Annotated in this window: 21 protein-coding genes and 1 pseudogene; 11 read left to right on the top strand and 11 right to left on the bottom strand. The window is 64.0% G+C overall.

Going from position 1 to position 23,954, the window contains the following annotated elements:
- Positions 1–74: 74 nt before the first annotated feature.
- From ACHMXE_RS06230 to ACHMXE_RS06210, 5 genes are all read right to left on the bottom strand, one after another.
- Positions 75–2,435 carry a YadA family autotransporter adhesin gene (locus ACHMXE_RS06230; protein WP_395347326.1) on the bottom strand — a complete coding sequence of 787 codons (2,361 nt, stop codon included), beginning with the start codon at positions 2,433–2,435 and terminating at the stop codon, positions 75–77.
- Between the two features lie 3,518 nt (positions 2,436–5,953).
- A complete protein-coding gene (locus ACHMXE_RS06225; RefSeq protein ID WP_395347324.1) occupies positions 5,954–6,187 on the bottom strand; it encodes a hypothetical protein in 234 nt (77 codons plus the stop codon).
- Complete coding sequence (locus tag ACHMXE_RS06220; RefSeq protein ID WP_395347323.1) at positions 6,184–6,420, bottom strand: hypothetical protein; 237 nt, start codon at positions 6,418–6,420, stop codon at positions 6,184–6,186. The genes ACHMXE_RS06225 and ACHMXE_RS06220 overlap by 4 nt, the downstream gene beginning before the upstream one ends.
- A complete protein-coding gene (locus ACHMXE_RS06215) occupies positions 6,417–6,992 on the bottom strand; it encodes a ParB/RepB/Spo0J family partition protein (protein WP_395347322.1) in 576 nt (191 codons plus the stop codon). The genes ACHMXE_RS06220 and ACHMXE_RS06215 overlap by 4 nt, the downstream gene beginning before the upstream one ends.
- 1 nt (position 6,993) lies before the next feature.
- Positions 6,994–8,190: a ParA family protein gene (locus ACHMXE_RS06210; RefSeq protein ID WP_395347320.1), complete on the bottom strand. Its 1,197-nt coding sequence runs from the start codon at positions 8,188–8,190 to the stop codon at positions 6,994–6,996.
- A gap of 618 nt (positions 8,191–8,808) precedes the next feature.
- On the opposite strand from ACHMXE_RS06210, the gene ACHMXE_RS06205 reads away from it, so the two are divergent.
- From ACHMXE_RS06205 to ACHMXE_RS06195, 3 genes are all read left to right on the top strand, one after another.
- Positions 8,809–9,246 (top strand): hypothetical protein, encoded by a 438-nt coding sequence (locus ACHMXE_RS06205; RefSeq protein WP_395347318.1) that lies wholly within the window; start codon positions 8,809–8,811, stop codon positions 9,244–9,246.
- The gene (locus ACHMXE_RS06200; RefSeq protein WP_395347317.1) at positions 9,243–10,193 is read left to right on the top strand and encodes a hypothetical protein; all 951 of its coding nucleotides are present in this window, start codon (positions 9,243–9,245) and stop codon (positions 10,191–10,193) included. Before ACHMXE_RS06205 ends, ACHMXE_RS06200 begins: the two co-directional genes overlap by 4 nt.
- 395 nt (positions 10,194–10,588) lie before the next feature.
- A complete protein-coding gene (locus tag ACHMXE_RS06195; protein WP_395347316.1) occupies positions 10,589–10,801 on the top strand; it encodes a hypothetical protein in 213 nt (70 codons plus the stop codon).
- A gap of 171 nt (positions 10,802–10,972) precedes the next feature.
- Here ACHMXE_RS06195 and ACHMXE_RS06190 read toward each other — a convergent pair whose 3' ends face one another.
- From ACHMXE_RS06190 to ACHMXE_RS06180, 3 genes are all read right to left on the bottom strand, one after another.
- Positions 10,973–11,281 (bottom strand): hypothetical protein, encoded by a 309-nt coding sequence (locus tag ACHMXE_RS06190; protein WP_395347315.1) that lies wholly within the window; start codon positions 11,279–11,281, stop codon positions 10,973–10,975.
- Between the two features lie 234 nt (positions 11,282–11,515).
- Positions 11,516–12,070 (bottom strand): Rrf2 family transcriptional regulator, encoded by a 555-nt coding sequence (locus ACHMXE_RS06185; protein WP_395347314.1) that lies wholly within the window; start codon positions 12,068–12,070, stop codon positions 11,516–11,518.
- 460 nt (positions 12,071–12,530) lie between these two features.
- Entirely contained in the window at positions 12,531–12,941 is a 411-nt protein-coding gene (locus tag ACHMXE_RS06180) for a hypothetical protein (protein WP_395347313.1), read from the bottom strand.
- Between the two features lie 218 nt (positions 12,942–13,159).
- Between ACHMXE_RS06180 and ACHMXE_RS06175 the strand changes: the two genes are divergently transcribed.
- Together ACHMXE_RS06175 and ACHMXE_RS06170 are read left to right on the top strand one after the other, a co-directional pair.
- A complete protein-coding gene (locus tag ACHMXE_RS06175) occupies positions 13,160–13,903 on the top strand; it encodes a hypothetical protein (protein ID WP_395347312.1) in 744 nt (247 codons plus the stop codon).
- 744 nt (positions 13,904–14,647) lie between these two features.
- A complete protein-coding gene (locus ACHMXE_RS06170) occupies positions 14,648–16,036 on the top strand; it encodes a murein transglycosylase A (protein ID WP_395347311.1) in 1,389 nt (462 codons plus the stop codon).
- Between the two features lie 89 nt (positions 16,037–16,125).
- On the opposite strand, the gene ACHMXE_RS06165 is transcribed toward ACHMXE_RS06170, so the two are convergent.
- The gene (locus ACHMXE_RS06165; RefSeq protein ID WP_203208205.1) at positions 16,126–16,347 is read right to left on the bottom strand and encodes a hypothetical protein; all 222 of its coding nucleotides are present in this window, start codon (positions 16,345–16,347) and stop codon (positions 16,126–16,128) included.
- Between the two features lie 191 nt (positions 16,348–16,538).
- Between ACHMXE_RS06165 and ACHMXE_RS06160 the strand changes: the two genes are divergently transcribed.
- From ACHMXE_RS06160 to ACHMXE_RS06150, 3 genes and pseudogenes are all read left to right on the top strand, one after another.
- A complete protein-coding gene (locus tag ACHMXE_RS06160) occupies positions 16,539–17,102 on the top strand; it encodes a DNA-3-methyladenine glycosylase (protein ID WP_209547359.1) in 564 nt (187 codons plus the stop codon).
- A gap of 18 nt (positions 17,103–17,120) precedes the next feature.
- A pseudogene (locus tag ACHMXE_RS06155) lies at positions 17,121–17,288 on the top strand (DUF3253 domain-containing protein); the annotation flags it as partial.
- Between the two features lie 141 nt (positions 17,289–17,429).
- Positions 17,430–17,759: a hypothetical protein gene (locus ACHMXE_RS06150; RefSeq protein ID WP_395347445.1), complete on the top strand. Its 330-nt coding sequence runs from the start codon at positions 17,430–17,432 to the stop codon at positions 17,757–17,759.
- A gap of 52 nt (positions 17,760–17,811) precedes the next feature.
- Here the strand turns inward: ACHMXE_RS06150 and ACHMXE_RS06145 are convergent, their stop codons facing one another.
- Positions 17,812–19,788: an ATP-binding protein gene (locus tag ACHMXE_RS06145; RefSeq protein WP_395347310.1), complete on the bottom strand. Its 1,977-nt coding sequence runs from the start codon at positions 19,786–19,788 to the stop codon at positions 17,812–17,814.
- 35 nt (positions 19,789–19,823) lie between these two features.
- Positions 19,824–20,795, bottom strand: a complete 972-nt coding sequence (locus tag ACHMXE_RS06140) for a response regulator transcription factor (protein ID WP_395347309.1) — start codon at positions 20,793–20,795, stop codon at positions 19,824–19,826.
- Positions 20,796–21,047: 252 nt separating this feature from the next.
- Between ACHMXE_RS06140 and ACHMXE_RS06135 the strand changes: the two genes are divergently transcribed.
- Genes ACHMXE_RS06135 through ACHMXE_RS06125 form a run of 3 tightly spaced genes read left to right on the top strand, consistent with a single transcriptional unit; the run spans position 21,048 to position 23,935 of the window.
- Positions 21,048–21,275: a hypothetical protein gene (locus tag ACHMXE_RS06135; RefSeq protein ID WP_203208209.1), complete on the top strand. Its 228-nt coding sequence runs from the start codon at positions 21,048–21,050 to the stop codon at positions 21,273–21,275.
- A 4-nt stretch (positions 21,276–21,279) separates the two neighbouring features.
- On the top strand, positions 21,280–22,797 hold the full coding sequence (locus tag ACHMXE_RS06130) for a sodium:solute symporter (protein WP_395347308.1): 1,518 nt from the start codon (positions 21,280–21,282) through the stop codon (positions 22,795–22,797).
- A 52-nt stretch (positions 22,798–22,849) separates the two neighbouring features.
- Entirely contained in the window at positions 22,850–23,935 is a 1,086-nt protein-coding gene (locus ACHMXE_RS06125; protein WP_395347307.1) for a carbon-nitrogen hydrolase family protein, read from the top strand.
- Positions 23,936–23,954: the final 19 nt, after the last annotated feature.

Raw genomic sequence — 23,954 nt, 5'->3', positions numbered from 1 at the left:
AACCACGATGGAGCAGTGAGTCACGGCGAAACGGTGTCGCATGCAAGACGCACTGCGACACCGTCAAGCATTGCTTACCAGGCGTAGCCGACCTGCACCCGCGTGGCCACGTGGTTGGCGCTGCCGCTGGTTCCGGTCGACACGCCCAGCCCGAGGTTCAGGCGCTCGCTGACCTGGTAGCCGAAGGCCATGCCCAGCGCGGAGGCACCCGCGTAGTTGCCGACCGCGGCGCCCACCCAGCGCTGTCCGGGCGCGAGCATGGGGATGCTGGGCATGGCCAGCGCCGACGCGATGCCCTGAGCGGCGAAGCTGCGGAGCTCGTTGGTCGCGGTGGAAACGGCTTGCTGCATCTGGCCGACGTTGACGGCATCGCTGGGCAGCACGCCCGGCGCGACGTTGGTGATGGTGCGTGCGAGCCCGGTGGCCTGGTTGCCCACCGACACGCTGTTGTCGCGCGTAGCGACCGACCCCTGGCCCAGTGCCACGGCATTGCGGCCGGTGGCGAGCGTGTTGGCGCCGAGCGCGACCGAATCGTTGCCGAGGGCCTGGGCATTGTTGCCGACCGCGGTGGTCGGATCGGCCAGCGCCCGCGCGCCCGCGCCGATGGCGACCGAGCCCGCATGGCTGGCCTGCGCGCCGTTGCCGACCGCCACGGTGTCGTTGCCGTTGGCCTGCGCATTCGGGCCGAAGGCGGTGGCGCCCTGGCCAGTGGCGCTCGCGCCCGTGCCGCAGGTGACGTTACCGCCCGAGAAGCTGCACAGCCCGTTCGAGAACGCCTGATTCATGAGCGTCTGCAGTGCCATGACCTGCTGGCTGGTGAAGTTGTTCGCGCTGGTGATCGCGCCTTGCTGAGCCTGCTGCACTTGGCCCACATTGGCCGCATCGGTGAGCGCCGCGCCGGCCCGCACGTTGCTGATGGTCGAGCCTGCGCCGCCGTTGGCGTTGAGTTGCAGGTTGGTCCCGCCGGCGCTGTATTGCGCCGAGTTGTTGGCCACGCCCAGGGCGGTGTTCGCAGTCGTCTGAGCCGCGCCTGCAGCTGCAACGCCTGTGTTGGCCGTCGTTTGTGCCGCGGCGGCCGCGCTCACTGCGGTGTTCGCAGTCGTCTGTGCGTTGGCAGCCGCAGCCACGCCGGTGTTTGCCGTCGTCTGCGCAGCAGCAGCAGCAGCAACGCCGGCGTTGGCAGTCGTCTGCGCAGCGGCAGCCGCGGCCACGCCCGTATTCGCCGTCGTCTGCGCGGCCGCAGCAGCGGCAACACCGGCATCAGCCGTGGTCTGTGCGTTGGCAGCCGCGCCTAGAGCCGTGTTCGCGGTTGTTTGGGCATTGGCAGCAGCGGCCACGCCTGTGTTGGCAGTCGATTGTGCAGCCGCGGCCGCGCTCACCGCCGTGTTGGCCGTGGTCTGTGCGTTGGCGGCCGCGGCAACCCCGCTGTTCGCCGTCGTCTGTGCAGCGGCGGCAGCGGCAACGCCCGAATTCGCGGTCGTCTGCGCGTTGCCCGCTGCAGCGAGGGCGTTGTTCGCAGTGTTGTTGGCCGTGTTTCCCACGCCGAGAGCCACGCCAGCCAGGTTGTTGGCCGTGTTGGCTGTCTGCTGGGCACCGAAGGCTGCCTTGTCTGCCGTCATGGCGGCAGCAAACGCACTGTCGGCAGTGGACTGCGCGTTGGCGGCGGCGCCCTGAGCTTTGCTTGCCGTCGCCTGTGCGGCATCCGCGCTGGACTGCGCCACCCCTGCCGCCGCCGACGCGCCTTGCGCGGTGCTCAGCGCGTTGTTTGCCGTATTGTTCGCCGTATTGCCAACGCCGAGGGCCACACCGGCGAGGTTGCTGGCGGAGTTGGCTGTTTGCTGCGCGATGAACGCGGCCTTGTCAGCCGCTTGCGCCGCTGAAACAGCGCCGTCAGCGGTACTTTGTGCATTGCCGGCCGCGCCCAGCGCTTTGCTGGCGGTGGCCTGGGCGTTGTCCGCGGCAGCTTGCGCCGTGCCTGCTGCCGTCGTTGCTGTCTGCGCCGTGCTCAGCGCATTGGTGGCCGTGGTCTGAGCCTTGTTGCCAACGTCCAGTGCAGTGCCCGCAATGGAGTTTGCTGCGTTTGCAGACTGCTGGGCTGCGTTGGCATCTTTGCCCGCCTGACCCGCGATCGCCGACGCAAATTCAGCTGTGGCCTTCGCCTCGTTCGCGGTCTGCTGCACGCTGAACAACTGCCCCCCAGTGACGGCGTCCGTGCTGCCACTGGCAATGTTTCCCGAAGCGACATTGGTGATGCTGCGGGTCACACCATTGCCGCCTACCGACACGGTGTTGGCTGCGCTGGCCACGGAACCGGCCCCCGACGCAACGCTGTTGGTCGCAGCCGCAGTGACTTGGCTGCCGGCGCCCAACGCAACGCCGCTGGCGGCCGCGGCGCTTGCGCCGGTTTGCGTTCCAGACGCACCGCCAATCGCCATGCTCGATTCGCCCGAAGCGACTGCACCTTGTCTTCCGCCGGACGCACTTCCGATCGCGATTGCCGACGCGCCGTCAGCCTGCGCGCCAGATGCAAAGCTGCCGCTACCCACAGCAATAGATCCTGTACCAGCAGCAGCAGCACCTGCACCGCCAGCGGCCGCTGTTCGACCAGACGAACCTCCGGCACCCGAGCCCCCCGCGCCAATGGCCGTCGCTCCAGCGCCACTTGCCACGGCACCGGCTCCTCCGTTGCCGCCGGTTCCGCCGGTAGTTGCAGCGCCACCGTTGCCTCCGGTGCCGATCGCCGTCGTGCCCAACCCGCTTGCGGTCGCGCCTGCGCCCCCAAGTCCGGCGGTTGCCCCATTGCTTGCAGAGCCGCCTGTGCCGCCAGCACCGATCGCTGAAGCGTTGGATCCAGCGCTTGAGCCGCTGCCACCCGAGCCAGCAACCCCACCTGAAGTTGCCGATCCTCCATTGCCCCCGGCGCCTATGGAGGTCGCAGCATCCCCTGCCACAACAGCCGCGGAGCCGCCCGCGCCTGCGGCGCCGCCGCTGTTTGAGCCGCCAGCAGTACCGGCTGCACCCAAATTCAGACTGGCGCCGAAGGCAGTGCCGGAAGCCAGCAGAACGGTGAGAACGGCGGATGCGGCAGCGGTGCGGCGGAACTTCGAATTAGTCATGTCTCTTCGGTTGTAAATGTTTCAGAAAGATACATCATAAAACACATACATAGAACTTTGGCGCTAATCGGAGGACACCTGTGAGGAAAAACACAGAGAACCTTCCCTACCCTGCCCCAGCGTCCGTGTGCGTGTGGTTCGGGACCACATCCGGTCAACGACAGCGAGCGAGCATTGGCTTGGAGGGCGGTGGCTTGCTTTCCACGGGGGTGCGGGTGCATTGCCAGTCCGCGGGATGTATTGGGTGAAGCCGCGCTTCATGGGGGACGCTTGGGCGTGGAGCTACCAGCTACAAGATCGACAGCACAGGCAACGCTCAGAATTGGCTGCAGCTCTTGCTCCACGGTTGGGTTGACGAAGAAGAGCTGGTGAGCGTGGGAGGCCTTTTGCGCGCGCGGGCCGGCTTGGGACAAAACACCGGTCGCGACCCGCAAGCGGTCTTGAACTGTGGCGCGCTGTGGGACGGTCCGGTCGCGCTCACAGCGGACTGAACGGTCGCCCGATGCTGGGTGCACGGGTCGACTGGCGCTGGGGGACTACTGCCTGTCGTGATCACTGGCCGTCGAGGCTTGAACCCGGCGCTGGTGACTGGCTGGAAACGCGAAGGCGAGATCTCGGCCGGCTCACTCTAACCGCCAGCGCCGTCGTGGCCTACACAGCGGATTCGTCAATGTGGGCGCCTTCCTCGTATGCGTACAAGCGCGCAGTCGCTCAGCTTCGGCCACTGCTTGGAGCCCCTATGCCCTGTCTCCTGTCATTGGGCGCTGCGCGCCTCGACCAATAATCATCCGTGCTATTTTTTGATGCACAAACCCCTCATGCAAAAGCAGGTTCACCAGATCTCCTGATAAATCAATGACTTAGCGCACACTTTTGATGCCGGCGAGTGGCGGCTCACTTTGTCCCGATTCACTCTCAAGGCGGCGCTTCGTGTTCCGTTGAATACTTTAGGACGAATCATCGCGGCGCTGCATGGCGAGCCGTTTTGGCTTTACCGATGGGAATGTGGCGCAGCGGGGCCGACGTCCGATTCTCGAGCTCCACGGATCACTGCACTAGGTCCGCTGCGCTTGCTGGGTTGAGCGAACAATTGCACTGACGACCGAAAACGTCATGGACCTTTCGCGCCACTAGGATTCCGCGGCTGATTTGCGTGTAGAGTAAGTGCACACTTTTATCTAAGCAACTGCGTTCGGACATGATGGATGTGCGCGAGGGAGCGCTTTCCGTCTAGAAAATGGTAACTGCGGGGACACAACGCCATTGGAGCTGGCGCAGGAAAATGCCGGCGCTAGCTACCCGATATGCTTGACAGCAATCAGCGTCTCTAACCGTCGCTGTTCCGAGCTCATGGCGGCAGCCAGGATGAAGGTTTCGCGCCGCGCAACTGGATGTCAGTGGCGTCGGTGAGTGAATCGAAAGGCGATGCAGTGACTCTGTGGTGACTTCGACAGCTCCGAGTTGAGGGGAAAAGTACGTGGCGAACTGTGAACTTCCGTCCGCCGGCCATGTTCGGGGGCCCGCCCCGAAGGAAGCAGTAGCAACTACGACACCACGGCAGTTCAGGGCCGAGTAAAGCACGGACGGTTTGTTCGCTCTCCTCCCTCATGGGTCGGAACGCGTCGCGGGCTGCGATGTGGCTTGGATGTATTGCTGGTGAGCCACCAAGTGGGGAAAAGTTTTCGGTATGCACCGATGTGCGAGATCGTTCGCCGCGGAAGGAAAGTTGGACGCATCACACCCCGAGCTAATCCGCCATTGGGTTCACGGGGTGTGGTTCGGAACCACACCCCATCATGGTTGCTAGCAGCCGCGCTCGATCTACAAAATTTCGCATGTTGGAGGCGGCTCATCCTAGTAATTGCGCCGTCGGATCCTTGCGCAGCGTGCTCCGCCGCGGGTGCAAACGGGCAGGCAAGTCAATGTGAATCTTGTATCCACCAGGGAAGGTTGAACGCCTGCACTAGGCGATCGGAGCCAAGTTTCGCCATCTCTGTGGTCTTCTCGCATGGCTCGGCAGCCGTGCGCGCGATGCGGCTGCACTTAATGCCGAGGCGCATGAGCTGGGACCGAGCAGTTGGTGAGAGCCGCACACTCGTTGCGCAGTGATCTCGAAATCGCCATCCAACCGGATCCAAGCGGGGGGTGGTTCGGAACCACACCCGAGGGATCGGTCGGGTTATTTGACGGCACCCCAGGGTTACCGGCTTTCGGCCGGAAAGCATTCTGGCGAGACCCGTTGCCCTATGGCAGTTCGAGCTCTGAACGGGCTGAGGTCCCGAATAAACAGAACCGATGCGGCTTCGCAATTCCCGAGACGAACTCCTACTAATGTGCAGCCCAAAGCACTTTCGGGTCTCCGATGGGGCGCCCGGGACGGCAGGAAGGGCTCCGGTGTACGCCCGAACTGTCGTCCCATGAAGTCCTCTTGGTCACAAAATAGGGGGGGTGTGGTTCCGAACCACACCCTGAGTTTGTCCGATGAATTGGAGCACTCGAGGCGGGGTCCTCACGCTGACGAGTAGATCGCCTCCCGGACTTGGTAGCTTCTCCCCGCAGACCAGCCTTCCGTTGCGTCGATCAGGACACTTCGAGCGGCGAGATTCCCCAGACTCATCTGTGGATACGCCCTGCCCCAAACGTCGCGGCCCTCGTGCACAGCTTCCGCCGCGCGCCCCATTCCACTCTACCCTTCACGATCGGACAGGGTTGCACTGAGACATCGCTGGTTGCCTGGTGCGAACCGCGGAGGGCAAAGCGCAAGAGGCAAGAAAAAAGGGGTGTGGTTCGGAACCACACCCCTCTGTTGTATCGCGCCGCTGTCTGCGGTGCCCTGCCTACTCGTTCTGCAGGAACTCGGCCAACAGCTTCTCCAGGGACGCTCGGCGCTCAACTGACAGCGGCACATGGATACGCACATTCGCCCTTCCGTCCACGTCGAAGCTCAGCGTTGCTGCCTTCTTATTCTTGACCGTCAATGTGTGGGGTTTCGAATCGACCTGAAGCTCGGTATCAGCGACCAACAGCTTGGCCAGCACTTCCTTGGCGGCCGGACGCGCCGATCGGGTCAACAACTTCTCGGCCGGGCCCGCACGCCGTCCGCGTCCGACTCGAGCGCGCGGTTGAGCAAGGGCGCCCAGCGCAACTGGATCTCCAGTGGTGAGCGGAAGGCAGCGACTACTTCGTCCGGAAGCCGCGCCAGCGCGAGAGATTTGCCCACGTTGCTGTGATCAATGCCGAGTGCCGTGGCCAAGGCGCGGTTCGAAGTGAACAGGCCCAAGTCCAGCGCGCGCCGGTACATCATCCCCGCTCCCACGGCGACAAATCCTGGCGCTCGCGGTTCTCGCGCTCCATCTCGACGAAGAGCGACCGATCATCGAGGTTGTCGATGACGGCCAGCACGGGAAGGCCGAGCTGCGTACACGCCTCGAGACGCCGGTGGCCGAAGACCACCTCGTAGTCGAACTCGCCGCCCGGCTTGCTGGCCGGACGCACCTTGATCGGCTGCACATTGCCGCCCGATTCCTGGATCTCGCGCTTAAGCCGTTCGAAATCCTCACCCACAAAACTGCTCTCATGGCGGTTCGCATAGCGGCTGCGTCCGATGCGCTTCGGGTCCAGGTGACGCGTCGCGCGAGCGCCCTCCCAGCCTTCGAGCTCCGTGCGGACTTCCTGCAGCTGTGCCTCGAGGCCCGCGGCCTTGTCCGCGGCTTCCTTGAGCATCTCGTTCTCGCGCAGCAGGTCCGAACGCGCGTCGTTCGCGAAAGCCATCATGGCGCCGGGCGCCGTCTTGGGCTGCTTGGTTTCGGGCGTCACCGAAACGGGGGCAGTCAGCGAAGCAAAGTCGATCTTGGAAGCTTTGTCTCTCAAGCCCATATCAATCTCCTGCCACCAGCATGGCGTTTTCGGACAGCTGACGTGCCCAGACTGCCCGTATCTGTTGCTCCACTAACTCGCACATCCTGTCGTACGCATCGCGCGCCCGCGCGAAGGTCTTCGAGCTCACTGACCCACGCGGGAGGTCGTACACGGTACCGAACTCGGCGCTCGCCGTGGCCGCGACGGCCGTCTTCGGAATCTCGATGGGCAGCACCTTGTCGCCGTAGCCCTCGAGCACCCATTGCCGGACCACCGAACTTGCGGCATCCGAGGCTTCCACCCGCGAGAGCAGCACGTCGATGAACTCGAAGCTCTTGTTCTTGCCGCGGCTTCGGATCAGTTGGTTGCACAGGTCGGAGAACAGATCCCAGAACTGGGCCGAGCTCGCGAAGTCGAGTGCAGACGGGGGCAAGGGCATGATCACACCATCGGCCGCCATGAGCGCGTTGATGGTGACGTAGCTCAGTGAGGGTGGGGTGTCGATGACGATCACGTCGTAGGCCTCGCGCAGGGTGTCAAGACCTCGGTCGAGCACGCGCCAGAACTCGAAACCCGGGTCCTTGGCTTGCCGCGCGGGCAGCACGAACTCGGCGCCGTAAAGCAGAGGGGCCGCGCAGACCAGGTCGATGCTCGGCCAGTAGGTCGTACGGATCGCGTACGCCAGGTCATCCTCGTCGCCTGCAAAGAGCGGCATCGCGGTGTGCTCGGTGTCGACCTCGGCATCGGGCAGCACGCCGAAGAGCGTGGTGGCCGACCCCTGAGGATCCAGATCGAGTAGCAGGACTTTGTGACCCCGCATCGACAAGCCCTGGGCCAGGGTCACGGCGGAGGTGGTCTTGGCCACGCCACCCTTGAAGTTGGCCACCGTGATGGTGATGCCGGCGGCACCCTTGGGTCGCATGTGCTCACTGCGGAAATCGCGCGACCACAGTTGGGCCTCCCCCATCGACCATTCACGGCGATTGCCTTGAATCGACCCTGCAGGCAGATCGCCGCGGGTGAGGCGATAGGCGATCTTCGATTTGTCGACCCCGCACAGGTCGGCCAGTTGCGCAGAACCCAGCGCCGGTGCAAGCTTGGCGGCGGTCGGAGCCAGCATCGCGGTGCGGATGTGATCCATCATGCCGGCAATGCGTTGCGCCTGTGCCTCGATATCTTCGAGGGACTGACGTTTGATGGTTTGTTTGATATCCACGAGCGAAACTCTCAAAGTGCTGATGTCATGCGATTATGCCCAGCACTCGTCGAAATTCGAAGAATCTGCAATCCATCAGAGCAGGTTTCGCCGAAGTTCTCTCTGATTGTGGATAACTTCTCCCCGAGTTTAAGAAGGTATTAATATCTTTAAAGAAGTTAGCAAAGACTTCGAATCAGATTTTTCCCTTTAAAATCAACGGGTTACGGCTATTTCTAGAGGCGAATTGTCTGTGCTTTACGCGGATGCGTCCGCGATCTACTCGGATCCGTCCGTACCGTACTCGGAAGTCGTCCGTGGTCTAACGACACCCTGCCGGGTTGTCCACAGTACGACCTGGCCACCCCAAAGCCTCGTTTTTTGGCCCGCGTCCGTGATCTAACCAGGGCGGATTGACTCAAAACGGGGTGCCAATCGGTCCGGTGTCCGCGTTTTACTCGTCGGCATGAGGCGCTGGACTGTCGTCGAATTCGCCGTATGTCCGTGTTTTACTCGGCCTGAAAGTGGATCGCCGAGCAAAGTGTCCGCGCTTTAACCAAGCTTCGGACACTTCCCACCCCCAAAATTGGTAGGCCGCTCGGTTTGGTGTCCACGTCGACTTGGACATATGATCGCGAGATGACAGCTTCCAGCCCGCTTTCGTCCTCGGCGCCCACCCGCGTCGTGGGCACGGACGGGCTCGAACTGCGCAAGCCACACGAGATGATCGTGATGGTCCCGCGGTCCGCGCGGGTGACGTTGACCGCTCGCCGCATCTACACGGTGCTGCTGCAGGTGTCACAGGCTCGCCTCACCGCCATGGCGTCGATGCCGTTGGCAGACTTCATGTTCGAGGCACCCCTGGCGGCCGTGCTGCGCACCACCGGGTCCGATGGCGCCGACCGTACGGCCGCCAAGCGCTACCTCGGCGAGATGAGAAGCCTGGAGGTCGACTGGGAATCCACGGCGCCAGGCGACGGGGTCAAATGGCGCGGTTTCTCCATGCTGTCAGAAGTCGCGCTAGAGGTTCGCCGCGGCGAGACCTGGGTGAGCTGGTCCTTCCCCCGTCCATCATGACGGCGCTGCGCGAGCCCTCGCGGTGGGCCCGTATCGAGCTCGACGTGCTTGCCCGCTTGAGCACCTATGCCGCGATCGCGCTGTACGAGATCTGCGTGCGCTACCGGGACAATCCCGGCGGCGTGACGAGCCGCAAGCCGGTGGGATGGTGGACTGACGCGCTGAGCAATCTGCCTGGTGGCGACCGCCGCGAATGGCGCAAATTCAAGAACGAGCGCGTGAAGGAGGCGGTGGCCGAGATCAACCAGGAGACGGATCTGGAGATCGAGCTCATCGAGCATCGCCAGGGCAGGGTGGTCGACGAAGTGCAGTTTGCGGTTCGCCGTCGTGCCCGTTCGCCCTTTGCGACGAGCGCTGACAAGCCGGTGGATGCCAACCTTGTGCTTCGCGCAGAAACTCTGGGCATTCGAGAGATCAAGCTCGATGGCCTGATCAAGGAGTTCGGCGACGACCGGGTGCGCGAGCAACTCGACGCTTTGGAAAGGCGTGCGGCCAACAACTCGCTGCGGGCCGTGGACAACGCCTACTCCTATCTCCGTTCGCTGCTGCGCAACGAGCGCGAGGCGCCTGCGCCGATGGACGCAGACGAAGAGCAGGATCTTGAATCGCCGCCGGCACAGCCTACCGCGGACGCTGCCGTACCCCCGGACGCTGCTGCCAACACAACGGCCGCTACCGTTGCCGCAGAGTCCACCACTCCCATCACACCCGCCGATTCTGCTGGCGAACGGATCCGCATGATGCGCCGAGAGATCGAGGCGCTGCCGCAGGCTCGACGTCAGGTATGGGTGGATCGCGCGCTGCAGGCGCTCGCCACCAAGGGGTTGTTGACCGCGATCGTGAGCCGACGCGCGGCGCAGGGTGACGTGATGCATGGTCTGCTCGGCTCGATGGTGGTCCAGACCTACGCGGCCGCCACATACGGCGCCGACTGGAACACGGTGTAGGCACCTGAGACGCTCGCCTTATCTGCGCCGCATGGCAGGTGGTGTCGAGACGAGCAGGCACCTGTGCGTCAGATCATTTGATTCGCCACAGCGCTCGAGGATGAGGTCATGCCGAGGGCGGGAAACGCCGGGGAACCGCCGGGCAAGCGGCGTCGGAAATACCGGCTCCGCTACGATGCCAGGCAGCCGCCATCGGCCAGGCGCAGTCACTCTCGACACCCCCGACTTCAGCCAAGGCCCGACAGCGAACGTCAACTTTCACTGGTGCCAGTGATCCATCGACTGCTGGCAAAAATATGTCTGATGCTGAGGATGCCTGGGCTTTCGAAGATGCCCCGAACGTTGCTTGCTTCACCGTAAGGTCCATCATGAGTGGGGCTGCACCAATCCTGCAGGTGTTCCACGACGAGGACGACGGCGCCTGGCAGATGCTGCCCGGCAGCGGCGCTGACGCGTCGGAGGCGATGATCGTCGGGCTGGGTCAGTTGGTGAAGGTTGATCAGACGCTCGTTGAACTCGCGAACCTGCCGCTGGGTTGGGTTGCTCGACGCGAACGCAAGAACTCGCCCTGGCTGTGCCGACCCACGTCGCAACCGCCAGCGGTCTGAATGGTGGATGTGGTGCACTTGTCCGAGCGTTGAGTGCGCCGGTTCAGATGCCCTCGATGGGCTGGCGCCCACGCGCACGCGGATGGCGTTTCACGCAGCCTGTTCAGCTCCTCTGGTGCTTGCTCGTGAAGGAACGCTCCTTCGAACCGCGGCCGGCCGGGCTATGGCCTCTCATTCAAAGGACGCAAGCAGCAGGGCGATCGCTCCCAACGCCGCAGCGCTGAGCGCACAGATCCCCGAACCCACGAGCAGTTGCGTGGCGTGGCGCCGGTCATCGACAGTGGCGTCGTGCCGGAAACCGTTGAGCAAGCCGCCAGCGAATGCGAAGAGGTGAAGCAGCATCCCGAAAGCCGCAAACGTACCGCCGGTCATGGCCAGACCCAGCGCGTCCCATGACAAGGTCATGATGACCGTTGCAGCCATGGCATTCGATTCAACAAGCGGGCCCCAACGCGCGCTTGCAAGTGGATCGACCTCCATGTGCCGTGTGCATCATCGCGAGATGGCTGAAGGTCGCGTGGGTTCAAAGCGATGGCGCTGCGACGTCGAGCCGCTGCACCGCCGTCGGTGAAACTGCCACGCAGGGTGACGCTGGTTAACGGGACCTGTGCTCAGCTCGCGGCGCGTTCATGGGCGTCCATAAAGCGCATGAAGTGAAGGTTGTGATGGCAGCTTGTGGAGGGACCGTTTGCTCAGGTTGCTCGAGCGACGACATCAGTGCTTGGACATCGCATTGGCCAGCGCGAAGACCGAATTCGGGGGCGCGGGTGCGCACAGGCTTGACGGGGCAGCCGAGGTGATCGCACGCTTTGCCGGAGTGGGTGCTTCGAGCTCGACGCCCTTGGCAACTTGGTCCTCGACAAGCTTTTGCAAAGTGACGGTCCGCAGAAAATCAAGCATGCGTTGATTCAGTGAGGCCCAGAGTTCCTCGGTGCTGCGCGACAATGAGGTTGGCGAGGCGCCTTGCTCACCCAGGTCATTTGCATCATCCGCATCAGTGCCAAGGGCGCCTCGTTCATCCACGGCCGCGATGATGTCGGCCACCGAAATGTCAGCGCTGTGGCGCGCAAGATGGTAGCCGCCGCCAGGCCCACGGACCGACACGACGAGATTGTGCTTGCGGAGCTTGCCGAACAACTGCTCGAGGTATGACAGCGAGATCTGCTGTCGTTGGCTGATGGCGGCCAGATTCACAGGTCCGAGACGTTGGCGCAGCCCGATGTCGATCATCGCGGTTACGGCAAAACGACCCTTGGTGGTCAATCGCATCGCAAGCTCCTTTTCACAGCGTTTGTTGGATCACGTCGCTTTTGGCAAACGAACCGCTGCGCTTTAGCGCGGGCCAACGAGGGGTCCGTTGCACCAACTACACCAGCGCGACATCTGTGGAGAAAGGTACTTGGGCCGTCGATGCAGGGCCCAAGACATCGGCGGGATCGCCCGTCAGATGATGCGCTACGGGCTTTCCCGTGCCAGTTGCGCATCGTGCACGCCTGCACTTGTGTCCGTGCCTTGGGCATCAAGTTCGCTCAAAGGGCGATGGTGGTGTTGGCCGTCGAGGGCAAGGCTAAGAAACGCCGTTAGCTTATTTTTTAGTGCTCGGCTCACCTTGATCGGGCACCCGGCCAGAGGTTGAAGCCCACAAAAAAGACGCCCCGCACGAGGCGGGGCATGGGGAGGGCAGGGAAGTACGCGGGATCGCGCACCCCCGCATGAGCGCTGAGGGAGCTTACCCCTTCATCGCCTTGATGTCGGCCTTGGCCTTGTCGTGGTCGGCCTTGGCTTGGCTCACGCAGGCGTTCTTGGCATCGCCCGACTGGTCGTCGCACTTCTCCTTGGCAACGTCGTAGGTCATGTTGGCCTTTTCCTCAGCGACCTTCTTGGCATGTGCCGCGCTGGGCTTGTAGTCCTGCTCCAGCTGCGCCTTCGCCACGTTTTCGGTGCCCTTGGCTTCCTTCTCGCAGACGTCCTTGGCGTTGTCCTTCAGCGTGTCGCACTTGGCCTTGGCGACCTTGTAGTCAGCCTCGATCTTTTCCTTGGCGACGTTGTACTGGTCCTTGGTCATGCCTTCAGCAGCATTCGCGGCGTTCATGGCGAAGCAGGTCGATGCGATGGCGAGAACGAGAAGATGTTTTTTCATGAGTAAGTCCCCTGAACTTGATGTTGCTTGGAGCTGCCCTGTGCATCTCCAGTAGTTGGCAATTTAGGGGCCTGGACGTGGGGCCGGAGTAGGACGATGCCCGTCGGGCCCTTAGGTAGGGACCGCGGCCATTTGCAAGCGCCGATATGAAGAGATGATCCGCTCCTCGCTCATTGCAACCGACGCAACGTTCGGTGGAGGTGCTCTGAAAGGCAGCGGTGAACTGGACAGGCTGTTCGCTCGCCGGCATCCTATCGCCGCAGACGTTCTCGACTCATCCTGTCGCCATCATGCTCGCACGCAAGATCGCCTCCTTGTTCGCCTCGCGCCCCGCAGCGTCGACGCCATCGCGCCTGATGCAACTCCACGAATATCTGGCGCTGCTCCAGGAGGGGACTGAAGAGTTCGCAGCAGGGGAACGCATCAAGCGCGACGCCTTTTCACTTGCGCTGAGTCTTCGCGAAGAGCTTCGATTGCCGCTCGGACCCGAACGCAGTCTCGAGTTGATCCTCGCGAGGCGCTGCAAGGTGCAACGAATTTCCCTTGTTCATGTACCGCTCGCTGCCGAGGACTGCTTCTTTATCGCGATGTACCGCCAGGACGCATCGAGCGCGCACGCCCATCTGGTCTTCGATATCGGCGCAGAGTACCAACGCCCCTTCCTGGAGTGCCCCGACTTTGGTGTCGGGGAGGAGGCGACGGAGGACAATTTGCGCCGCTGGATTCCTCGACTGGCCGAAGCGCCCGATGCCTTCGCGATCGTGGAGCGACGCGATGGAACCTACATCCAGGTCTATGCCGACGATCGGGGTTTTCATCTCGAGCACCAGTTGGTCACGACGGGCTGTCACTATCGGGCTGAGCAGCCCGTGGGCAGCGAGGCCGCCGTGGAGACGCTCGTCTCCTATGCTTGCGGAAAGTATGAGTGGGCGCACCAGGCATGGGACCGGATGGTCCTTTGAGGAGACAGTCGGCGTTGCAGCGCGAGGCATGAACCCGTCGACCCATCATCGGCGAAGGCGTCAGGTCGAGACCTGTGGATCAAGGTGAGCTTCATGGCAAATGTGGCCACCGCATGGTCGGCGCGCGGATCGCGTCTGCCCGATCCACGCGGCCGTCTGGGCTGTACTCATCGCCGCAACGGATCGGCAGCGAAGGTACATCCACAGCAAGGCGCCAACTGCCTGCGCATTGCAGCGCCTAAGCATGGGCCGGCGGCGAGCCTTGCCCTCGCGTGCGCCACGTTCCTACGTCGTTTGCGCTAGGCAGTCGCCCCGATTCGCAAGCATCTGGCCGGCACTAAGCTTGGCCGTTCGTAGCGCCACTTCGTCGGTGACGTGGCGCGTCAGCAAGCTCCTTCGCGAGGAATCGGCATGCAACTGCGAGACATGATCCTTGCTCGCTGGGTAGCCCTGATTGCCCTGGGCGCAGTGACACTGCCAGGGTGCACGACGGGTGACTCCCATTCGGTCGGAAGTGCAGGAAATTCCGCCGCGATGCCTGAGTGGTCGTCAAACCCACCGGCGCAGCGCTCGGCAACGTCAACACCGCGCGCATCAGCGCCGCTGCCGGTTTCTCGTCCAGCCTCTCCATCGAGCTCAACAGGGCAAGCGCCATCGAGCGGGTCGCAGGCAGCCGTCGCCGGCGGGTCCGGGTTGAGCAGCGCGGGTGCGATCGCGGGTCGAGCGCGTACTTTCTCAACTCGGTTGGCCACCTATACCTCGGTGGGCTTCGAACTCTTGCCGGGCTGGCGGCAGGATGATTTCTCGGAGACCTGGCCTGCGTTTCTCGGCAGCTGCAAGGTCTTGTCGGGGCGAGCACAGGCATGGCGGCAAGTCTGCGAGCGTGCACGAACAGTAGATCGTGCCGATGACTTGGCCATCCGCCATTTTTTCGAGCGCGATTTCTCGGCCTATCAGATCCGCGACGATGATCGGCGCCCTGACGGCGTTGTTACCGGCTACTTTGAGCCTGAGATCAGCGGCAGCCGGCACTACGGCGCCCCCAACATCTACCCCGTATATGCACAGCCCCAAGACATGCTGTTTGCGGATGCGCGAAAACTTCCCAAAGGCGAAGGGATCGTCGCTGCGCGTGTGGCGGGACGCAGTGTCGTCGTGCAAGCGGGACTGAGCACGCGTGACATGGGCCGCGCAGGGTTGTACGCGCTCGACCTCTCGCGTATCACCAGAGACACTTTGGATCGCAAGGTGCGCCTTCGCGTCGAGGGAAAGCGTCTCCTGCCCTACTACACACGCAAGGAAATCGAAACCAAGGGAGCGCCGAATGCCAAGGTCATTGCCTTCGTGAACAACGCTTCCGCGCTCTACGAGATGCAGATCCAGGGCTCTGGACGCATTCGTCTGGACTCGGGCGAGGTGATCCGCATCGCCTATGCGGAGCAGAACGGTCAGCCGTTCAGGCCCACACTGGCCCAGGCGGCGTCGGGCAAACCTCGCAGTCCCGTGAAAGTGCGCGGCTCCTCGCTGGAACTTGAGCTCGACGATGATGATGAGGACGAAGCACTGCAGCCTGCGGCTGGCAGCAGCGCCGACGTCTCCGTGGTTCGCACGCGTGGCTTCACACTCGCCCTGCCCAAGGTCAATGGCGCTGTTGCGGTGCCCGGACGCCGCCCCGCACAGCGGGTGACTGGCTCGGGTATTGAAGATCCAAGCTACGTGTTTTTCAAGGAGGCCAGTGCGCCTGGCGGAGGACCGGTTGGCGCGCTGGGGGTGCCGCTATCGCCTGGACGCTCGATCGCCGTGGATCCGCGAAGCACGCCGCTTGGATATCCCGTGTTTGTGTCCACGCGCGCGCCAGGCAGTGGGGCCCCGATGCGCCGTTTGACGATCGCGCAGGACACAGGCGGTGCCATTCGCGGTGCGGTGCGTGCGGACTACTTCTTCGGCAATGGCCAGCAAGCTGCGACGCAGGCTCGGCGCATGAAGGAGCGAGGACAACTCTGGGTCCTGCTCCCGCGCGACTTGGCAGTGGCACAGGCGGCCTCCACGGCGGTGCGCACGCGCGGCGGTGCCGTCGGAGACGATCTTCCCGAATGCCTTGTCGCGGACGAAAACAGCTGCGTCAACGATTGAAGCGCCGAAGAAAAGCCACCAGCCCGGCGCGGGGCTGCGGGGGATCTCGCAGCCTCAGAAACTCCTCACAGCAGCGGCCTTTGCGTGGTTCACTGTCTGCTGCCGAGAGATAACCAGCCCTCGGGCGTGATTGCGGTGACCGTCGCCTCGAGCGGATCGCAGTAGCCCGTCGGCTGTCCGCTGAGCGTGCGAAACCTTGCTTCCACAAGGCCGGCGAAAACCAGGCGAGAGACCTTCTGCACGTCCGCTCTCGCGATGACGGTGAGGGGCAGCTTGATCGCTGCAATTTCAGAAAGCAAAGCGAGTGCCATCAGTCAACACCTTTTGCGAATAAAAAGTCCAATGTGCACCTTGTTCTCGAAGAGTGCAATGCCGTGGCGCTCGATGTACTGCCGTGAGCCTGCTGCCGACATCCGCCCCGGCCTTGGAAGCGCCGTGCGACTACAGCTGCGCTAGAGGGCTGGTGACATCGCTTGACTGCCACTGGCAGCACGCTGTCGGCATGTGCTCTTCGCTTTCCATCGACTTTGGCGTTTCGTCACCCGAGCTCGCGCGAGCATTGATCGGTGCGTCGTTTTGGGTGGAAGGGGTCGGGGGGCGCATCGTCGAAACGGAAGCCTATGACGTCTTGGACCCGGCCTCGCACAGCTATGGCGGCCGATCGGTGCGCAACGCCACGATGTTCGGTCCGCCAGGCCGTGCTTACGTGTATCGGTCCTACGGCTTGCACTGGTGCCTGAACTTCGTGTGCCGGGAGGAGGGCCACGGCGCCGGTGTCCTGATCCGCGCGCTGGAGCCGACAGATGGTTTCGATGCGATGCAGGCACGCCGAGGGCTTCTCGAGCCGCGGCTCCTGTGCGCGGGACCGGGGCGGGTCGCCCAGGCGCTGGGGATCACCGGTGCGCACGACGGCCTGCCGCTGGACCGCGCGCCTTTCGAGCTGAAGGGTCCGAGTGTGGTACAGGATGTGGTGGTCGGCGCTCGCATCGGCATTTCAAAGGCGATGGATGTGCCTTGGCGTTTTGGGCTGAAAGGATCTCGCTTTGTCAGTCGCAGCTTTGGTTGACGCGGGAGCCTCGCGCCGATGATCGACTCCTCACGGGCGGTTGTGGCGAACGAGGCCGTCGAAGCACAAATCTTCGAGCTACTAGCTCGTCGTGCGCCTGGAGCAAGCATCTGCCCTTCGGAGGTTGCGCGAGCCCTGGTAAGCGCACCGTCGAACTGGCGCGCCCTGATGCCGCAGGTGCGCGAAGTGGCCCAGGAACTCGCCCGTCGCCGGCGAGTGCTCGTCACCCGAAAAGGGGGACCGTGTCGACGCGATGGATCGCGGTGGACCCATCCGTCTCACGTTGCCGTTCGAGAAGGAACGCAAGTGATCGGAAAAAGAGGTCGATTGCAGACCCTCGACGGCCCCCTCATGACACCCGATGGCCGATATCTGGTGGTTCGGGGGCGTTTGTGGCGCGCAGCAAACCCGGGACTGTCCGAAGAAGAGAAAAGCCTCTGGGTCCGCCAATTGATGGCGGCGCGACGCGCGTTGCGTGCAACCGCATCGATCGATGAGCGCGCAACCGCTCGCGCCCTCGTCGACGATGCAAAGCGTCGACTGGGAGAACGCGGCCCGCCGTGGTGGACCGACGGTGCGCCCGATATGAATCGCAAGCTGGTCAAGAACACACCCTATGGCGAATGGTTTCGCCGCCTGAACGACGAGGTGACTTGATCGAGCTGCATTTATGAACGGCGGTCGCCGGCGCAGTCCGCCGTGCGATGACTCAGAAGTCAAGCATCCGGGCAATGCGCCGCTTGAATTCCCCCAGCTCGAAAGGCTTGGTCATCACCTCCATCCCTGGCTCCAACTCACCATTGCCCACGGCGGCGCCGGCTGCGTAGCCCGTGATGAACAGCACTTTGAGGTCAGGTTTGCGCAGCCGCACGACATCGGCGACCTGGCGTCCGTTCATACCTCCGGGAAGTCCGACATCGGTGATCAGGATGTGGAATTCGCTGTTCGGCTCTTCATCCACGCACACGAGGCCTTCCCGGCCATTTGCCGCGGCAGTGACCTCGTAGCCCGCGGCGACAAGTTCTTCCTGGAGCAGGGCTCGAAGCGGTGCCTCGTCCTCGATCAGAAGTACGCGCGTCGACCTCGGTGCTGAGAATGCCGCCGTATCGCTTGTCGGGTTGCGCTGACCAACCGCAGCCTCCGTGTCGTTCGAATCGCCGTCGATACGGGGCATATAGATACTGACTGTGGTGCCTTGACCCAATTCCGACTCGATGCGCATTTGGCCACCCGATTGGCGGGCGAATCCGTACACCATCGACAAACCCAGGCCGGTGCCCTGGCCCAAGGGTTTGGTTGTGAAGAACGGCTCCGTGGCATGAGCCTTGGTTTGCGCATCCATGCCGCAACCCGTGTCGCGCACCTCGAGGCACACGTAGTCACCAGGCGCGTTCCCGATGGGCGTGCTTGCGTCGTGGGGAAATGAACAGTTGTTGCCCGTCACCGTCAAGCTTCCCCCACCGGGCTGCATCGCGTCGCGCGCATTGATGCACAGGTTAAGCAGCGCGTTCTCGAGTTGCGCGCTGTCTGCGCGCACGGGCCAAAGGTCCGCCGGAACATTGAACTGGACGGCGATCGATGGCCCGACGCTGTGACGAACAAGTTCCTCGAACTGGTTCAGGCGATGGCGAAGATCAATTCGCCGCGGATCCAAGGTCTGGCGGCGAGAGAAGGCCAAAAGACGCTGGGTGAGTGAAGCCGCCCGCTCCACTGTTTCCTTGCCGACGGTGACATAGCGCTGGGCTTGCTGCGTGTCGCCAGAACGCATGCGCAGTTCGAGAAGCTCGAAGCTGACCTTCAGAGTGCCGAGCAGGTTGTTGAAATCATGTGCGATGCCCCCGGTGAGCTGGCCAATCGCCTCCATCTTCTGGGCTTGGCGCAGCGCATCTTCGGCTTCCACGAGCGCGCGCGTGCGCTCCTCGATCCTCGCCTCCAGCGTTTGATTGGCCTTGCGCAGCTCGCGCTCTGCCATCACCTTGCCCGTGGTTTCGGTCACCGTTGCCATCACTCCAGCGAACCCTCCGGCGGCATCCGGCACCGGCGAATAGTCGAGCGTGAGCCACACACTTTCCGGCGAACCGTTGCGCAAGAAGGTGAACTCGTGGTCTTCGAAGGATTGAGGTTTGCCGGCCAGCACCGTCTTCATGAGGCGATCGTTGAACTCGGACACTTCCGGCCACGCTTCGCGCAAGGGTTGACCCAGGCAAGCTGGATGCCGTCCGCCTGCGACGACTGCATAGGCATCGTTGTAGATCATGATGCCGGCTTCGCCCCAAAGAAGCGCGATGGGCTTCGGCGAATGCAGCACGATGCCCACGGCGCAGCACAGATGCTGAGGCCATTGATCGATCGGGCCCAAGGGCGTAGACGCCCAATCAAGTTGGGCAATCAGCGCGGCGAGTGCCGAGTCGGGTGGCAAAAATGCAGCTGAGATGGAAGCAGGCGCCACGGTGCTTTCGATCGAGATTCGGTGAAAACGAAAGCTATCACAGCCTGAGGCGAGCTGGCGTAAGAGGGGGCTAGCGACCGCTGAACTGCCCAGCGTCGACGCGCATTGTCCAGCCCTGCCGGCAAACATGCGCCAAGCTGCCCCGGAGATCTCGGGTTTGGGCAGACAGCTGTCCTGCATGGGAATGACCATGAGGCTGGTCGGCGACGGCAAAAAGGTGGTCGAGGAGATGGGCAAGGCGGTCGTCGCCCGAGCGCGTCGACGGCGGCGGTTCAAGGCGCGTTCAACAGGCTCGCCAGTTCCGCCTTGTCCGTCAGCCCGAGCTTGATGTAGATCTCGCGCAGGTAGTGCCTGACGGTGGCCGGCGACAGCTGCAGCGCGCGGGCGACTTCCTTGTACGACTGGCCCGAGGAGAACGCGCGCGCCACGTCCGATTCGCGCGGCGTGAGGCGATCGATGGCGCGCAGCCTGCGGATCGAGAGCCGCTGCAGTGCTCCCGCGGCCTCGATCGAGAAGACCAGGTCCGAGAAAACGCTTCGCCCGCCGTCGCGGCGCAAGGCCGAAACGAGCGCCGGTGGCAGCGCTGGCGGCGCCCACGCGGGCCAGATCCGGGTCACGCAGTCCTGGAAGCCCGCCGACTTCTCGATCACGCCCCACTGGAGGTCGACGAAGGCCGACGCCAGCAGCCCACCGGCCGGCTGCGCATCGGCGCGCTCCTGATTGCGCCCGAGGTTGTGCCGCCAGCCCATGAAGACATGCGGCATGAGGAACTGCTTGGCCCAGGCCTCGGAGGCGTCGAACGCGGGGCTGCGGCCGCCACGGAACAGCGAGACGAACAGGAAGTCGCCGGGACGCTCCGCGAGTTTGATCGCGGTGCACAGCGCATGCCGGTTGCCGACCCCCGCGTTGATCTCATACAGGCCCGGCGTGCTGTGGAGCTGGTGGGTGTCGAAGCGCACGGTGTGGGTGGGCGCATCGCTGACGCTGCTGGCCAGGCGGTCGTCGGGCGTGCAGGTGTCCCAGGTCTCGACGTAGGACGCGGGCAGGTTGGCCCGGTAGGAGCTCAGCAGGCGAAAGCCGCCTGCGGCGACGGGCGACATGATCCCCCACCACGCGCGATCGAAGCCGATCACGCGATCGATGTCGCTCAGCACGCGCGCCTGGAAGTCCTCCTCGCGCGCCTCGTAGGCCGCCTCGTTGATCCGAAGGATCAGGTTGCCGCACTCCTGAAGGTTGTTCAGCATGGGAGTTCCAACTGGGGGCATTCCAACAAGCAAGCCATATGCCATCGCATGGTGTGGCGGGCCATCCTAGCCTTGCGTCCCCGCCTTGCCAATGCGGCTTGCCCACCCCCGGGGACCGTACCCCGTTCATTTGAACGGTGCACGCGAAAGGACGGCGCTCCTAGAGTCCGTCGCAATGCGAAGGATCCGCCTCGCAGACCTGGTACCGGCCCTTCTCACTCCCGCAGCTCGCGGCCTTCCCGAAAGCCTCCCATGCCCCTCGCGACACTTCCACGGCTACCGGCCTCGATCCGGTGGTGGTTCCTGCTCAATGCGCTGCTGCTCCTGCTGCCGCCTGTGCACTGGCTCGTCAATGACCACCGGGCGCCGATCCTCGGCCTGCCGCCGACCCTGTTCTATTTCCTCGCCCTCAGCGTGTCGATCGCGGCCAGCGTGGTGGCCGCCTATGTCGCCGAATACGGCGAAGCGGGAAGGGGGTGAAGCCATGGTGCTGACATTCGGCCTCCAGCTGGCCTTCTTCCTCGTCATCATCTACGTGCTGCACCGCAGCTACCGCAAGGACCGGTCCTTTACCGACTACGCCGTGGGCGGCCGCTCGTTCGGTGCCAACTACCAGGCCATGTCCTTCCTCAACACCTGGTATCCGGGCGCGATGTTCACCGCCTTCGCGGGCCTGGCCGTCAGTGCCGGCGTGATCTCGTTCTACGTGCTGGCCTACAGCCTGATGACGGTGGTCCTGATGTACGCCATGTCGCAGCGCGTGTGGACCTGGGGCCAGCGCTTCGACCTGCGCACACAACCCGATCTGTTCGCCCTGCGCTACGACTCCAGGCACATCCGCACCATCGCAGCGCTGATCGGCATCGTGTCGGGCTTCCCCTGGCTGGTACTCGCGATGCAGGCGATGGGTGGTCTCTTCCACTTCATGTCGCTCGGTGCGCTGCCTTTCTCGGAGGCCGTGATCCTCGGCGTGGTGGTGGTCGCGATCCGCCAGATCTGGACCGTGCGCATGGGCATGCGCGGCGTGATCATCTCGGACATGTACCAGGGCATCGTGGCCTACATCTTCGGCAGCCTCATGCTGTGCGGCCTGGTCGTTTGGTTGTGGACGAACAAGGGCGTGCGGCTGCAGTCGCTCGATCCCGCGATGTTCTCCTTGCCGTCCTTCGGCTCGAAGGAAGGGCCGCTCTACCTGTTCAGCCTGCTGTTCACGAGCACCATCGGCGGCTGGTGCCTGCCGTTCATCTTCGTGCGCCTGTTCACCGCCGACGGCGTGGCGGCGCTGAAGAAATCGGCGGCCATCGCGATGCCCGCGTCGGTGGTGTTCTGCATCCCCCTGCTGATCTTCGGCATGCTCGCCTCGCAGCTTCCCTCCGTGGCCAGCCACCCCGAGGACGTGTGGTTCATCGTGAGCCAGGAAGCGGGTGGCCTGCTGCTGCTCGGGCTGGCCGGCGTGGTGCTGCTGGCGGCATCGATCGGCCACACCGACGGCAGCATCCAGGCGACGGGCGCGCAGATCGCCAACGACCTGGTCGGGAACTACGCCACGCTGAGCCAGCGGCAGCTGGTCACGGTATCGAAGATCGGCATGGTGGTTCTCACGGCCCTGGCCGCCTGGGTCGCCTGCCTCAAGCTGCCGGCGCTGTTCACGCTCGCGGTGCTGGCCTACCAGGGCGTCATCCAGCTCGCGGTGCCGCAGTTCCTGGGCATCTTCTGGAAGCGCGGGACCAAGGAAGGGGCGATCGCGGGCATGGTCGTGGGCTTCGTGCTCGTCATCGTGCTCGAGAGCTTCTTCTCCCGGCAGCTCGAGGCCGCCTGGGGCCTGACCTCGGGCGTGATCGCGCTGGCCGTGAACCTGGCCATCTACGCCGGCTTCGCATGGCTGCGGCCCCACGGCGCGGCCGAGCGCCAGCGCATCGACGGCCTGTTCGGGCTGACCCGCGAGGCCGTGGCCGAGCCGGTGCCGCCGCCAGCGAGCGTCGGTGCCTCCGCGCGCGCCTGAGTCTTCCCCACCCATTCCCTCATTCACCCATCCCTCGAGGAGCGCTTCGTCCATGAATGCATCCACCGGCGCGCCGTCGCCCCTTTTCCCTCCCAAGTTCCTTGCGGCCGTGGTGCAGGCCGCGCCGGGCTTCTGCGACCACGACGCCGCCATCGATCTCACGGTGCGCTACATCGAGGAGGCGGCCGGCAAGGGCGCCGCCATCGTGGCCTTTCCGGAGGACTGGATTCCGGGCTACCCCTGGTGGGTCTGGCTCGACGCGCCGGCCTGGGGCTTTGGCAAGGGATGGGTGCGGCGCTTCTTCGAGAACGCCTTCAGCTACGACAGCGAGGGTGCGCGACGCATCGCAGCGGCCGCGAAGCAGTTCGGCATCTTCGTGTCGCTCGGCGTCGTCGAGCGGCTGGGCGCGAGCCTGTACGTCGGCAACTGGATCATCGACAACCAGGGCGAGACCGTTTCGCGCCGGCGCAAGCTCAAGCCGACGCACATGGAGCGCACCGTCTTCGGCGAAGGCGATGGCAGCGACCTCGTGGTGAGCGACACGCCGCTGGGCCGCATCGGCGCGCTCTCCTGCTGGGAGCATCTGCAGCCGCTCACGAAGTTTGCGATGTACAGCCAGAACGAGCAGCTGCACATCGCCGCATGGCCCGGCTTCAGCCTCTACAAGGAGAACGCTTACGCGCTGGGCGCGGAGGTCAGCCTCGCGGCGACGCAGACCTATGCGCTGGAAGGTGGCTGCTTCGTGCTGGCCCCATCGGCCGTGACCTCGGCGTCGATGGTGTCGCAGATCTGCGATACGCCGGCCAAGCATGCGCTGTTCACGGTCGGCGGCGGGCACTCCGTCATCTACGGGCCCCATGGCAATCCGCTGTCCGAGCGCATGCCTGACACCTGGGAGGGCGTCATCTGCTCCGAGATCGACCTGGGCGAGATCGCGGTGGCCAAGGCGGCCGCCGATCCCGCGGGCCACTACGCGCGCGCCGATGTCATGCGGCTCATGATCAACCGGGCACCGAACCACCGGGTCCATGTTTTCGACCTGGCGCTTCAGACCGAGGGCGGCGCGTCCGGGCAGGCGCAGCGCCTCGACACCGGTGCGGTGACTGAGCACGCGGTCGGCGCGAACAGCCCGGCTTGACGAGGCTTCCCGCCCACTC

Origin of the sequence: Variovorax sp. UC122_21 (genome assembly GCF_044056785.1) — a bacterium.
Classification (GTDB): Bacteria; Pseudomonadota; Gammaproteobacteria; order Burkholderiales; family Burkholderiaceae_C; genus Variovorax.
This window is presented reverse-complemented; position numbering and strand designations above follow the sequence as displayed.

What these genes read in the sequence shown, in the direction of transcription:
- ACHMXE_RS06130 (WP_395347308.1), top strand. Translation starts at nt 21,280, where the DNA reads ATGGTGCTGACATTCGGCCTCCAGCTGGCCTTCTTCCTCGTCATCATC.
- ACHMXE_RS06160 (WP_209547359.1), top strand. Translation starts at nt 16,539, where the DNA reads ATGTGCTCTTCGCTTTCCATCGACTTTGGCGTTTCGTCACCCGAGCTC.
- ACHMXE_RS06140 (WP_395347309.1), bottom strand. Translation starts at nt 20,795, where the DNA reads ATGCTGAACAACCTTCAGGAGTGCGGCAACCTGATCCTTCGGATCAAC.
- ACHMXE_RS06180 (WP_395347313.1), bottom strand. Translation starts at nt 12,941, where the DNA reads ATGAAAAAACATCTTCTCGTTCTCGCCATCGCATCGACCTGCTTCGCC.
- ACHMXE_RS06200 (WP_395347317.1), top strand. Translation starts at nt 9,243, where the DNA reads ATGACGGCGCTGCGCGAGCCCTCGCGGTGGGCCCGTATCGAGCTCGAC.
- ACHMXE_RS06205 (WP_395347318.1), top strand. Translation starts at nt 8,809, where the DNA reads ATGACAGCTTCCAGCCCGCTTTCGTCCTCGGCGCCCACCCGCGTCGTG.
- ACHMXE_RS06125 (WP_395347307.1), top strand. Translation starts at nt 22,850, where the DNA reads ATGAATGCATCCACCGGCGCGCCGTCGCCCCTTTTCCCTCCCAAGTTC.
- ACHMXE_RS06215 (WP_395347322.1), bottom strand. Translation starts at nt 6,992, where the DNA reads ATGGGCTTGAGAGACAAAGCTTCCAAGATCGACTTTGCTTCGCTGACT.
- ACHMXE_RS06185 (WP_395347314.1), bottom strand. Translation starts at nt 12,070, where the DNA reads ATGCGATTGACCACCAAGGGTCGTTTTGCCGTAACCGCGATGATCGAC.
- ACHMXE_RS06135 (WP_203208209.1), top strand. Translation starts at nt 21,048, where the DNA reads ATGCCCCTCGCGACACTTCCACGGCTACCGGCCTCGATCCGGTGGTGG.
- ACHMXE_RS06220 (WP_395347323.1), bottom strand. Translation starts at nt 6,420, where the DNA reads ATGATGTACCGGCGCGCGCTGGACTTGGGCCTGTTCACTTCGAACCGC.
- ACHMXE_RS06230 (WP_395347326.1), bottom strand. Translation starts at nt 2,435, where the DNA reads ATGGCGATTGGCGGTGCGTCTGGAACGCAAACCGGCGCAAGCGCCGCG.
- ACHMXE_RS06165 (WP_203208205.1), bottom strand. Translation starts at nt 16,347, where the DNA reads ATGGCACTCGCTTTGCTTTCTGAAATTGCAGCGATCAAGCTGCCCCTC.
- ACHMXE_RS06190 (WP_395347315.1), bottom strand. Translation starts at nt 11,281, where the DNA reads ATGGAGGTCGATCCACTTGCAAGCGCGCGTTGGGGCCCGCTTGTTGAA.